At 71.5% G+C, this 12696-nt stretch carries 9 protein-coding genes; all 9 read left to right on the top strand.

Annotated elements, in window-relative coordinates:
- The first annotated feature begins 127 nt into the window (after positions 1-127).
- The 9 genes from QMF80_RS30795 (at position 128) to ftsZ (ending at position 12679) form a co-directional block, all read left to right on the top strand.
- Entirely contained in the window at positions 128-2086 is a 1959-nt protein-coding gene (locus QMF80_RS30795) for a peptidoglycan D,D-transpeptidase FtsI family protein (RefSeq protein WP_283459212.1), read from the top strand.
- 37 nt (positions 2087-2123) lie between these two features.
- Positions 2124-3878, top strand: a complete 1755-nt coding sequence (locus QMF80_RS30790) for a UDP-N-acetylmuramoyl-L-alanyl-D-glutamate--2,6-diaminopimelate ligase (RefSeq protein ID WP_283459210.1) — start codon at positions 2124-2126, stop codon at positions 3876-3878.
- A complete protein-coding gene (locus QMF80_RS30785) occupies positions 3875-5299 on the top strand; it encodes a UDP-N-acetylmuramoyl-tripeptide--D-alanyl-D-alanine ligase (protein ID WP_283459208.1) in 1425 nt (474 codons plus the stop codon). The genes QMF80_RS30790 and QMF80_RS30785 overlap by 4 nt, the downstream gene beginning before the upstream one ends.
- Positions 5296-6366 (top strand): phospho-N-acetylmuramoyl-pentapeptide-transferase, encoded by a 1071-nt coding sequence (mraY, locus tag QMF80_RS30780; protein WP_283459206.1) that lies wholly within the window; start codon positions 5296-5298, stop codon positions 6364-6366. The genes QMF80_RS30785 and mraY overlap by 4 nt, the downstream gene beginning before the upstream one ends.
- Positions 6348-7775 carry a UDP-N-acetylmuramoyl-L-alanine--D-glutamate ligase gene (gene murD, locus QMF80_RS30775; RefSeq protein ID WP_283459204.1) on the top strand — a complete coding sequence of 476 codons (1428 nt, stop codon included), beginning with the start codon at positions 6348-6350 and terminating at the stop codon, positions 7773-7775. The genes mraY and murD overlap by 19 nt, the downstream gene beginning before the upstream one ends.
- A gap of 59 nt (positions 7776-7834) precedes the next feature.
- On the top strand, positions 7835-9202 hold the full coding sequence (gene ftsW, locus QMF80_RS30770) for a putative lipid II flippase FtsW (protein ID WP_283459202.1): 1368 nt from the start codon (positions 7835-7837) through the stop codon (positions 9200-9202).
- A gap of 6 nt (positions 9203-9208) precedes the next feature.
- Positions 9209-10303 carry an undecaprenyldiphospho-muramoylpentapeptide beta-N-acetylglucosaminyltransferase gene (gene murG / locus QMF80_RS30765; protein WP_283459200.1) on the top strand — a complete coding sequence of 365 codons (1095 nt, stop codon included), beginning with the start codon at positions 9209-9211 and terminating at the stop codon, positions 10301-10303.
- A 32-nt stretch (positions 10304-10335) separates the two neighbouring features.
- Complete coding sequence (locus tag QMF80_RS30760) at positions 10336-11196, top strand: cell division protein FtsQ/DivIB (protein WP_502962954.1); 861 nt, start codon at positions 10336-10338, stop codon at positions 11194-11196.
- A gap of 277 nt (positions 11197-11473) precedes the next feature.
- Complete coding sequence (ftsZ, locus tag QMF80_RS30755) at positions 11474-12679, top strand: cell division protein FtsZ (protein ID WP_283459198.1); 1206 nt, start codon at positions 11474-11476, stop codon at positions 12677-12679.
- The last annotated feature ends 17 nt before the right edge of the window (positions 12680-12696 follow it).

The raw sequence follows: 12696 nt of genomic DNA, 5'->3' as shown, positions 1-12696 counted from the left end.
CCGCAGAACACCCCGCAGGGCGCGCAGCCCGGCCCGCAGCCCGGCGCACCGTCCTCCGTCCCGCCGGGCGCACCCGCGTCCGCGCCCCCCGCTGGCAAGCCCACCCCGACCCCCGGCAGGTGACCGAGTGAGCCCCAAGGAACCTCCCCGGCGGCGGATCCCCGGGCCGCCCCGGCCCCGGCCCCGTACGACCGCGCGCCCCGCCTCCCGCCCGGCCACCCGCCGCCCCGCCGCGGCCCGCGCCCCGCACACCATCCGGCTCGGCGCCCCCAAGCCCCGGCTGCGGCTGGTCGGGGTCGCCCTGACCCTGGTGATGGCGGCCTTCGTGATCCGGCTGCTCCAGGTCCAGGCGGTCGACGCCTCCGCCTTCTCCGCCGTCGCCTCCAAGAACCGCTTCGCCAGCTACACCCTGGCCGCCGAGCGCGGGAACATCACCGACCGCAAGGGCGTGGCCCTGGCCACCAGCGTCGACGCGCACGACATCACCGCCGACCCCTCGATGTTCACCCCGCAGGAGAGCAAGGCCCCGGACGCCCCCGCGCAGGCCGCCGCCCTCCTCTCGCCGATCCTCGGCAAGGACGTCAAGGAACTCACCGACCGGCTCGCGACGAAGAACACCCGCTACGTCGTCCTCGCCCGCCGCCAGACCCCCCAGGTCTGGAACCAGATCAAGGACCTCAAGCGGGTCTTCGCCGAGAAGGCCGCCGCCGACAAGAAGAACAACGGCCCCGGCGCGAACGTCATGGCGGGCGTCTTCCAGGAGCCCAGCAGCAAGCGCGTGTACCCGGGCGGCGACCTGGCCGCCGGGATACTGGGTTACGTCAACGCCGAGGGCAAGGGCGCGGGCGGACTGGAGTCCTCCCTCGACAAGAAGCTCTCCGGCAAGGACGGGGAACTGACCTACGCCCAGTCCGGGGGGCGCCGCGTCCCCACCGCCGGGTCCAGCGAGAAGCCCGCCGTACCCGGCCAGGACATCGAGCTGACCATCGACCGCGACATCCAGTGGGCGGCCCAGAGCGCCATCGCCGAGCAGGTCCAGAAGTCCGAGGCCGACCGCGGCTACGTCATCGTCCAGGACACCCGCACCGGCGAGGTCCTGGCCATGGCCAACGCCCCCGGCTTCGACCCCAACGACCTCAGCAAGGCCCGTTCCGCCGCCATGGGCAACGCGGCCCTCCAGGACGTCTACGAACCCGGCTCCACCGCCAAGGTGATGTCCATGGCCGCGGTCCTGGAGGAGAAGAAGGCCACCCCCGCCACCCACGTCACCGTCCCCAACCGGCTGCACCGCGGCGACCGGCTCTTCAAGGACGACATCGACCACCCGACCTGGAACCTGACCCTCAACGGGGTCCTCGCCAAGTCCAGCAACATCGGCACCATCCTGGCCACCGGCCAGCTCGGCGCCACCCAGCCCGAGGCCAACAAGGTCCTGTACTCCTACCTGGACAAATTCGGCATCGGGCAGCCCACCGGCCTCGGTTACCCGGGCGAGTCCCGCGGCATCCTGGCCAAGCCCGAGTCCTGGTCCACCTCCCAGCAGTACACGATCCCCTTCGGCCAGGGCCTCTCGCTCAACGCGATGCAGGCGGCCTCCGTCTACTCGACGATCGCCAACGGCGGGGTCCGGATCACGCCCACCCTGGTCCGCGGCACCAAGGGCCCCGACGGCCGGTTCACCCCCGCCGCCACACCCGAGAAGAGCCAGGTGGTGAGCCCCGAGACCGCCAAGACCCTCGCCCAGATGCTCGAATCGGTCGTCGACGACCAGGAGGGCACCGGCACCAAGGCCCGCATCCCGGGCTACCGCGTCGGCGGCAAGACGGGAACGTCCAACCGGGTGGATCCGGCCACGGGCCACTACAAGGGCTACACCGCCTCGTTCGCGGGTTTCGCCCCCGCGGACGCTCCGCGCATCACCGTGTACTGCGCCATCCAGAACCCCACCAAGGGAAGCTACTTCGGCGGACAGATCTGCGGACCCATCTACAAGCAGGTGATGGAGTTCGCCCTCAAGACCCTCCAAGTCGCCCCCAGCGGCACCGCCCCCGCCGGACTGCCGGTCACCTTCGAACCCGGCCAGTGAGCGGACTCCCGCTCCGCCAGACCGTGAGGCACCACCAGTGACAACGATCACCCCGAAACCCGGGAACCACGACGCGGCGGGCCCCACACCCGGGCCCTCGCTTCGCAACGGGCCCGCCGCGCCCGGTACGCTCACCGCCGTGTCCCACGCTGATCAGCCCAGAACCACCCAGAAAGCGCCCCCGGCAGCGCCGCCCGGAGCGCCCCGGCCGCTGGCCGTCCGACCGACCCCGCTCGGCGATCTGGCCGCGCTGCTCGGCATCGAGACGCCCGCGCCCGGCGAGGTCCCCGACGGCCCGGGCCGTCCCGCCCGCCCCACAGGCATCACCGGCATCACGCACGACTCACGTGCCGTGCGCCCCGGCGACGTCTACGCGGCCCTGTCCGGAGCCCGGTTGCACGGCGCCGACTTCGCGCCACAGGCCGCCGCGCTCGGCGCCGCCGCGATCCTCACGGATCCCGCGGGCACCGGGCGCGCCGCCGCCACCGGACTGCCGGTCCTGACCGTCGAGGACCCGCGCGACCGGATGGGCGAGCTGGCCGCCGAGATCTACGGACGCCCCGGCGAGGCCCTGCTCCAGATCGGCATCACCGGCACCTCCGGCAAGACCACAACCGCGTACCTGATCGAGGGCGGACTGCGCCGGGCGGGCCGGACCACCGGACTGATCGGCACGGTCGAGATGCGCATCGGCGACCAGGCCATCAAGTCGGAACGCACCACCCCCGAGGCCACCGACCTCCAGGCGCTCTTCGCGGTCATGCGCGAACGCGGCGTCGAGGCCGTCGCCATGGAGGTCTCCAGCCACGCCCTGGTGCTCGGCCGGGTGGACGGCTGCGTCTTCGACGTCGCCGTCTTCAACAACCTGAGCCCCGAGCACATGGAGTTCCACTCCGACATGGAGGACTACTTCCAGGCCAAGGCGCAGCTCTTCACCGAGCGCCGCAGCCGCCTGGGCGTGGTCAACCTCGACGACGAGTACGGCCGTCGGCTCGCGAAGGAGGCGCACATCCCGCTGGTCACCTTCTCGGCCACCGGCGACCCGGCCGCCGACTGGCGTGCCGAGGACGTCGTGTCCGGCCCCGTCGGCTCCACCCTGACCCTGGTGGGCCCGGACGGACAGCGGGTACGGGCCAGCGCGCCGCTGCCCGGCCCCTTCAACGTGGCCAACACCGTCGCCGCGATCGTCACCCTGGCCGCCGCCGGGCTCGACCCGCAGACCGCCGCCGACGGCGTCGCCGCCGTCCCCGGCGTCCCGGGCCGCCTGGAGCGGGTGGACGCGGGCCAGCCGTACCTCGCCGTCGTCGACTACGCGCACAAGACCGACGCCGTGGAATCGGTGCTGCGGGCCCTGCGCGAGGTCACCGAGGGCAAGCTGCACATCGTGATCGGCTGTGGCGGCGACCGCGACGTCACCAAGCGCGCCCCGATGGGCGCCGCGGCGGCCCGGTTCGCCGACACCCTGCTGCTGACCTCCGACAACCCGCGCTCCGAGGACCCGCTGGCGATCCTCGCCGCGATGCTCGAAGGAGCCGTGTCCGTCCCGGCCGCCGAGCGGGCCACCGTCCTGCTCGACGCCGACCGGGCGGCGGCCGTCGCCGCGGCCGTCGCGCGCGCCGAGCCCGGTGACACCGTCCTCGTCGCGGGCAAGGGCCACGAGCAGGGCCAGGACACGGCGGGCGTCGTACGCCCCTTCGACGACCGCGCGGTGCTCCGCGCGGCCATCGAGGCGCACCGCGCCCGCACCCAGGACCAGACCCCGACCGCCCGACAGGCCGAGGTGAACCAGTGATCGACCTCTCCCTCGCCGAGATCGCCGACATCACCGGCGGGCTCGCGCACGACATACCGGATCCGTCCGTACGCATCACCGGGGCCGTCGTCATCGACTCCCGCCAGGTCGAACCGGGCGGCCTCTTCGCCGCCTTCGACGGGGAGCAGGTCGACGGCCACGACTACGCCGCGCGCGCGGTCGCCGCGGGCGCGGCGGCCGTCCTCGCGGCCCGGCCCGTCGGCGTACCCGCGATCGTCGTCCCCGACGTCGAGAAGGCGCTCGGCGCCCTCGCCCGGGCCGTCGTCGAGCGCCTCGGCACCGACGTGGTGGCCCTGACCGGCTCCGCCGGGAAGACCTCGACCAAGGACCTGATCGCCCAGGTGCTCCAGCACCACGCGCCCACCGTGTGGACGCCGGGCTCCCTCAACAACGAGATCGGCCTGCCGCTCACCGCGCTGAAGGCCACCGCGGACACCCGGCACCTCGTCCTGGAGATGGGCGCCCGCGGCGTCGGCCACATCGCCTACCTCACCGGTCTCACCCCGCCCCGGATCGGCCTGGTCCTCAATGTCGGCACCGCCCACATCGGCGAGTTCGGCAGCCGCGAGCAGATCGCCGTGGCCAAGGGCGAACTGGTCGAGGCCCTGCCCGACGAGGCCGCGGGCGGCGTCGCCGTCCTGAACGCCGACGACCCGCTCGTACGGGCCATGACCGCCCGCACGAAGGCCCGTACGGTCCTCTTCGGCGAGGCCGAGGACGCCGACGTACGCGCCACCGACGTGCGGATGACCCCCGCGGGTCAGCCCTCCTTCACACTCCACACACCCACCGGGTGCGGCGAAGTGACCTTGCGGCTGTACGGTGAGCACCACGTGTCGAACGCGCTCGCCGCGGCCGCCGTCGCCCATGTGCTGGGCATGTCCGTCGCCGAGATCGCCACCGCGCTCTCCGGGGCGGGCACGCTGTCCCGGTGGCGGATGGAGGTCACCGAGCGGGCGGACGGCGTGACAGTCGTCAACGACGCCTACAACGCGAACCCGGAGTCCATGCGGGCCGCCCTGCGCGCACTTGCCGCGATGGGAGGTGGCGCGCGGGCGAACGGGGGCCGCACGTGGGCGGTGCTCGGTCCCATGGCCGAGCTGGGCGACGAGTCGCTCGCCGAGCACGACGCGATCGGACGGCTTGCCGTCCGGCTCAACGTGAGCAAGCTCGTCGCAGTCGGGGGCAGGGAAGCGTCCTGGCTGCAACTGGGCGCATATAACGAGGGTTCGTGGGGTGAGGAGTCGGTGCTCGTGTCCGACGCGCAGGCGGCGGTCGACCTGTTGCGCAGTGAACTGCGCCCGGGAGACGTCGTGCTGGTGAAGGCGTCCAGGTCCATCGGACTGGAGCGGGTCGCGCTGGCGCTCCTCGAGCGCGAGGGCGAGGTCACCGGCCGATGAGGCAGATCCTGTTCGCGGGTGTCATCGGGCTCTTCCTGACACTCGTCGGAACCCCGCTACTGATCAAGGGGCTGGCCCGCAAGGGTTACGGCCAGTTCATCCGGGACGACGGGCCGCGCGGCCACGCCGGGAAGAAGGGCACGCCCACCATGGGCGGCATCTCCTTCATCACGGCCACGCTGATCGCGTACGCCCTGACGAAGGTGATCACGTCCAGCCAGCCGACCTTCTCCGGTCTGCTGGTGCTCTTCCTCATGGCGGGCATGGGCGTCGTCGGTTTCCTCGACGACTACATCAAGATCGTCAAGCAGCGTTCGCTCGGGCTGCGGGCCAAGGCCAAGATGGCCGGCCAGCTGATCGTCGGCATCGCCTTCGCGGTCCTCGCCCTGCAGTTCGCGGACGGGCGCGGGCTCACCCCCGCCTCCACCCGGCTGTCCTTCGTGACCGACTTCGGCTGGGCCATCGGGCCGGTGCTGTTCGTGGTCTGGGCGCTGTTCATGATCCTCGCGATGTCGAACGGCGTGAACCTCACCGACGGTCTCGACGGGCTCGCCACCGGCGCCGCCGTGATGGTCTTCGGTGCCTACACCTTCATCGGCGTCTGGCAGTACCAGGAGTCCTGCGCCAACGCGCAGACCCTGCCGAACCCGTCCGCGTGCTTCGAAGTGCGCGACCCGCTGGACCTCGCGGTCGTCGCCTCCGCCCTGATGGGCGCCTGCTTCGGCTTCCTGTGGTGGAACACCTCGCCCGCCAAGATCTTCATGGGCGACACCGGTTCGCTGGCCCTCGGCGGCGCGCTCGCCGGTCTCGCGATCTGCTCCCGCACGGAGTTCCTGATCGCCCTGCTCGGCGGCCTCTTCGTGCTGATCACCATGTCCGTGGTGATCCAGGTCGGTTCCTTCAAGATGACCGGCAAGCGGGTCTTCCGGATGGCGCCACTCCAGCACCACTTCGAACTCAAGGGGTGGTCCGAAGTCCTTGTCGTGGTCCGCTTCTGGATCATCCAGGGCGTGTGCGTGATCGTGGGACTCGGACTCTTCTACGCGGGATGGGCAGCCGACAAGTGACCGCCTGGCACCACAAGAACATCACCGTCGCCGGTCTCGGCGTGAGCGGCGTCAGCGCCGCCCGCGCCCTGGCCGGCCTCGGTGCGTCCGTCACCGTCGTGGACGGCGGCGACAGCGAGGCCCTGCGGGCCCGGGCCGCCGAACTCGGCGAACTGGGGATCTCCGTACGCCTCGCCGACGCGGACACCCTCCCCGCGGGCACCGAGCTGGTCGTCACCTCGCCGGGCTGGCAGCCCGGGAGCCCGCTCTTCGCGGCCGCCGCCGCGGCCGGGGTCGACGTCGTCGGAGACGTGGAGATCGCCTGGCGGCTGCGCGGCGAGAACGCCGCCCCCTGGCTCGCGATCACCGGTACGAACGGCAAGACCACCACCACCCAGATGCTCGCGTCGATCCTGCGCGCCGCCGGTCTGCGGACCGCCGCCGTCGGCAACATCGGCACCCCGATCATCGACGTGGTGACCGGCGAGGAGGAGTACGACGTACTCGCCGTCGAACTCTCCAGCTACCAGCTGCACTGGGCGCCCTCCGTGCGCGCCCACTCGGCGGTCGTCCTGAACCTGGCCCCCGACCACCTCGACTGGCACGGCACCATGGCGGCGTACGCCGCCGACAAGGGCCGCATCTACGAGGGCAACACCGTCGCCTGCGTCTACAACGTCGCCGACAAGGCCACCGAGGACCTGGTCGTCGAGGCCGACGTCGAAGAGGGCTGCCGCGCCATCGGCTTCACCCTCGGCGCCCCCGGCCCCTCCATGCTCGGCGTCGTCGACGGCATCCTCGTCGACCGCGCCTTCGTCGACAACCGGCAGAAGAACGCCCAGGAGCTGGCCGAGGTCTCCGACGTCGTCCCGGCCGCCCCGCACAACATCGCCAACGCCCTCGCGGCGGCGGCCCTGGCCCGCGCCTACGGCGTGCCGCCGCGGGCCGTCCGCGACGGCCTGCGCGACTTCCGCCCCGACGCGCACCGCATCGCCCACGTCGACGAGGTCGACGGGGTCACCTACATCGACGACTCCAAGGCGACCAACACGCACGCCGCGCAAGCCTCCCTGGCGGCCTACGAGCCGGTCGTGTGGATCGCGGGCGGCCTGGCCAAGGGCGCGACCTTCGACGAGCTGGTCACCCGCTCCGCGAAGCGGCTGCGCGCCGCGGTCCTGATCGGCGCCGACCGGGCCCTGATCCGGGACGCGCTCGCGCGACACGCGCCCGAGGTCCCGGTGGTCGAGCTGGAACGGACCGACACTGGGGCGATGCTCGCGGCCGTCCGGGAGGCGGCCCGACTGGCCGAGCCGGGCGACACGGTCCTGCTGGCACCCGCGTGTGCCTCGATGGACATGTTCGCGAACTACAACAAGCGCGGGGACGCGTTCGCCGACGCGGTCCGCGAACTCGCCGCGGCGGGCGCTTAGCGACGCAGGGGTCGGACCCCTCCGGTCGGCGCCCGGACGAGTGGAGGGGAAGATCACACATGCCGGCCAAGCAACTGCTCCCGGGGCGGCGGCCGTCCGCACCGAAGCCGAAGACCCAGGGCCGCAAGAGACCGGCGCCGAGCGCGCGGCGGCCCGCGGGGCGCGGTTCGCTGGACGGGCTGCGGCGCACGCAACGGCAAGTGCGCCGGGCCTGGGACCGTCCCCTCACCGCGTACTACCTGATCTTCGGCAGCGCCCTGCTCCTCACCGTACTCGGCCTGGTGATGGTCTACTCGGCCTCCATGATCAAGGGGCTCCAGCTGGGCCTGGGCGCCTCGTACTTCTTCAAGAAGCAGTTCCTGGCCGCCTCCATCGGCGCCGTCCTGCTGCTGGCCGCCTCCCGGATGCCCGTCACACTCCACCGGGCGCTGTCCTACCCCGTGCTCGCCGGAACCCTCTTCCTGATGGCCCTGGTCCAGATCCCCGGGATGGGAGTGTCGATCAACGGCAACCAGAATTGGATTTCCCTTGGCGGCCCGTTCATGCTCCAGCCCAGTGAGTTCGGCAAGCTGGCACTGATCCTGTGGGGCGCCGACCTGCTGGCCCGCAAGGGCGACAGGGACCTGCTGAGCCAGTGGAAGCACCTTCTGGTGCCGCTGGTGCCGGTGGCCTTCCTGCTGCTCGGGCTGATCATGCTCGGCGGGGACATGGGCACCGCGATGATCCTGGGCGCGATCCTCTTCGGCCTCTTGTGGCTGGCCGGGGCTCCGACCAGGATGTTCGCCGGAGTGCTCGGCTTCGCGGCCGTGATCGTCTTCGTACTGATCCGGACCAGTCCGCACCGGATGGACCGGCTCGCCTGCCTGGGGGCGACCGACCCGGGCAAGAACGACCTGTGCTGGCAGGCCGTCCACGGAATCTACGCCCTGGCGTCCGGTGGATGGTTCGGTTCAGGACTCGGTGCGAGCGTGGAAAAATGGGGTCAACTACCGGAAGCGCACACCGACTTCATCTTCGCCATCACCGGTGAGGAACTGGGGCTGGCGGGGACGCTGTCGGTAGTCGCCCTGTTCGCGGCTCTAGGCTATGCGGGTATCCGCGTGGCCGGACGTACGGAGGACTCCTTCGTCAGGTTTGCCGCGGGAGGCGTGACCACCTGGATCACGGCGCAAGCCGTGATCAACATCGGTGCGGTGCTCGGTCTGCTGCCGATCGCCGGGGTCCCGCTCCCGCTGTTCTCCTACGGGGGGTCCGCCCTGCTGCCGACGATGTTCGCCGTGGGGCTGCTCATCGCGTTCGCGCGGGAGGAGCCCGCGGCGCGCGCGGCGCTCGCGATGCGACAGCCGAAGTTCGGCTGGAAGCGGGTCGGGCTGAGATGGAAATCGATGAGACGGCGCGTCAAGAAGCGTCCGTCCGGAGAGCGGTGAATTTCGGTGCATGTCGTACTTGCCGGTGGGGGGACCGCCGGCCACATCGAGCCGGCGCTCGCCCTCGCGGATGCCCTGCGCAGGCAGGACCCCTCCGTGGGCATCACCGCCCTCGGAACGGAACGGGGCCTTGAGACCCGCTTGGTGCCGGAGCGCGGCTACGAGCTGGGACTGATCCCCGCCGTACCGCTGCCCCGCAAGCCCACCCCTGAGCTGATCACCGTCCCCGGACGGCTCCGCGGCACCATCAAGGCCGCGGAGCAGATCCTGGAGCGCACCAAGGCCGACTGCGTCGTCGGCTTCGGCGGCTACGTGGCGCTGCCCGGCTACCTGGCCGCCAAGCGGCTCGGGGTCCCGATCATCGTCCACGAGGCCAACGCCCGGCCGGGCCTCGCCAACAAGATCGGCTCGCGCTACGCGGCCGCCGTCGCGGTCTCCACGCCCGACAGCAAGCTCCGTAACGCGCGCTACATCGGCATCCCGCTGCGGCGCTCCATCTCGACCCTGGACCGCGCCATGGTCCGGCCGGAGGCGCGGGCCGCCTTCGGGCTCGACCCCAACCTGCCGACGCTGCTGGTCTCCGGCGGCTCGCAGGGCGCGCGCAGGCTCAACGAGGTCGTCCAGGCGGTCGCGCCGACCCTCCAGCGCTCCGGGATCCAGATCCTGCACGCGGTCGGCCCGAAGAACGAACTGCCGCGTGTCGACAACATGCCCGGGATGCCGCCCTATGTGCCGGTACCGTACGTGGACCGGATGGATCTCGCGTACGCAGCCGCCGACATGATGCTGTGCCGCGCGGGTGCGATGACCGTCGCCGAACTGTCCGCCGTCGGGCTGCCCGCCGCCTACGTCCCGTTGCCGATCGGCAACGGCGAACAGCGGCTGAACGCCCAGCCGGTGGTCAAGGCCGGTGGCGGCCTGCTCGTCGACGACGCGGAACTGACCCCCGAGTGGATCCTGAGCCAGGTCCTCCCGGTACTGGCCGACCCGCACCGCCTGTACGAGATGTCGCGCGCCGCCGCCGAGTTCGGCCGTCGGGACGCCGATGATCTGCTGGTCGGCATGGTCTACGAGGCGATTGCCGCACGAAGGGCCCGCTGAGCCGGGCAGGCACCGACGCAGGAGGCACCGCAGTGGCCGGAGCGACGACCGCACGCAAGGGCGACAAGCCCCCGAAGCCCGCCAAGGCGCCCCGGCCACCCAAACCGCCCAAGCCGGGCAGAACGGCGAAGGCGGCGAAGAGCTCCGCGTTCCGAGGCCCCGGCGGCCCCCCGCACGCCCCGGGGCGGCCGCGCCGGGGCCCGGTGCTGCTCGCCGCGGCCCTCGCCGCGGTCCTGCTCGGCGCGGGCGTCACGTGGGCCCTGTACGGCTCCAGCTGGCTGCGCGTCGAGAAGGTCACGGCGCACGGCACCGAGGTGCTCACGCCCGCGCAGGTGCTCACCGCGGCGGCCGTCCCGGTCGGGGCGCCGCTCGTCTCCGTGGACACCGGCGAGATCGAGAGCCGGGTCCGCGGGCGGCTGCCGCGGGTCGGCTCGGTGACGGTCACGCGCTCGTGGCCGCACGGAATCGGAGTCGAAGTGACGGAGCGCAAACCGGTACTGCTCGTCAAAAAGGGCGCCGACTTCGTCGAAGTCGACGCTTCGGGTGTGCGATTCGACACGGTTCCGAAAGCACCCGCGGGTGTTCCGGTCCTCGAATTGGCGGCCGGTCAGTCACCGAGCGGCCGCCGGTTCGACGAGGGCAGGCTGCTGCGCGAGGCCGTGGCGGTCGCGGGCGACCTCCCCAAGGCCGTGGCCAGGGAGACCCTGCTGGTCAAGGTGGGCTCGTACGATTCGGTCGTTCTGGAGCTCTCCCGGGGCCGGAAGGTGATCTGGGGGAGCGGCGAACAGGGTGAGGCGAAGGGTCGCGCGCTGACCGCGCTGCTCAAGGCGGTGCCCAAGGCTGACCACTTCGACGTGAGCGTGCCCACGGCACCTGCGGTGTCCGGGAGTTGACGCCGAGTCGAACAGCGACGCACCCTGGTTGGCCAGCGATATGGGTGATCACATAGGGTGAAAAGAAAAACGGGAGGTTCGGCGTGTTCGTTGAACGCGCACCACTTGTCGACTTAGTGTCCTGTTCGGAGAGTCCAGGGAACAGACACACCCATAACCCTAAACTTCAGGGTTAGGGTTCGGGTCGGCGTGTTGGACCGTCCCACTTTCGGCATCAGTCGTCGCACCGCAGGCCCGCGAGGCGGCGACACGTAACTCGAGGCGAGAGGCCTTCGACGTGGCAGCACCGCAGAACTACCTCGCAGTCATCAAGGTCATCGGTGTCGGCGGCGGTGGTGTCAATGCCATCAACCGAATGATCGAGGTCGGTCTCAAGGGCGTCGAGTTCATCGCCATCAACACCGACGCCCAGGCGCTGTTGATGAGCGACGCCGACGTCAAGCTCGACGTCGGCCGTGAACTCACCCGGGGCCTCGGCGCCGGAGCCAACCCGGCCGTCGGCCGCAAGGCGGCAGAGGACCACCGCGAGGAGATCGAGGAGGTCCTCAAGGGGGCCGACATGGTCTTCGTCACCGCGGGTGAAGGCGGCGGCACCGGCACCGGCGGCGCCCCCGTGGTCGCCAACATCGCGCGCTCGCTCGGCGCCCTGACGATCGGTGTGGTCACCCGGCCCTTCACCTTCGAAGGCCGTCGGCGTGCCAACCAGGCGGAGGACGGCATCGCCGAACTCCGCGAAGAGGTCGACACCCTCATCGTCATCCCCAACGACCGGCTGCTGTCCATCTCGGACCGCCAGGTCAGCGTGCTGGACGCCTTCAAGTCGGCGGACCAGGTCCTGCTGTCCGGCGTCCAGGGCATCACCGATCTCATCACCACCCCGGGTCTGATCAACCTCGACTTCGCGGACGTCAAGTCCGTGATGTCCGAGGCGGGCTCGGCCCTCATGGGCATCGGCTCGGCCCGCGGCGACGACCGTGCCGTGGCCGCCGCCGAGATGGCGATCTCCTCGCCGCTGCTGGAGGCGTCCATCGACGGCGCCCGCGGTGTGCTGCTCTCCATCTCCGGTGGCTCCGACCTCGGTCTCTTCGAGATCAACGAGGCCGCGCAGCTGGTCAGCGAGGCCGCGCACCCCGAGGCGAACATCATCTTCGGCGCCGTCATCGACGACGCGCTCGGCGACGAGGTACGGGTCACCGTCATCGCCGCCGGGTTCGACGGCGGACAGCCCCCGACCCGCCGGGACAACGTCATCGGCGCCGCGTCCACCAAGCGCGAGGAGCCGGCGACGCCGGTCCGCGCCGCGGAGCCGGTCCGTCCGGCCTTCGGCGGACTCGGTTCGGTCACCCCGCGCGAGGACGCGAAGGCTCCGGCCGAGGCCGCTCCGGCCGAGTCCGCGATGCCCACGGCCCCGCAGGTCCCGACGGCCCGTCCCTACCAGGACAGCCCGGCCGAAGAGCTGGATGTCCCGGATTTCTTGAAGTGACGATAGAGCGGCACAGC

The sequence above is a fragment of the Streptomyces sp. G-G2 genome (genome assembly GCF_030063135.1).
Taxonomy (GTDB): Bacteria; Actinomycetota; Actinomycetes; order Streptomycetales; family Streptomycetaceae; genus Streptomyces.
The sequence above is the reverse complement of the archived record's forward strand: the minus strand, read 5'-3'. Positions and strand labels throughout refer to the sequence as shown.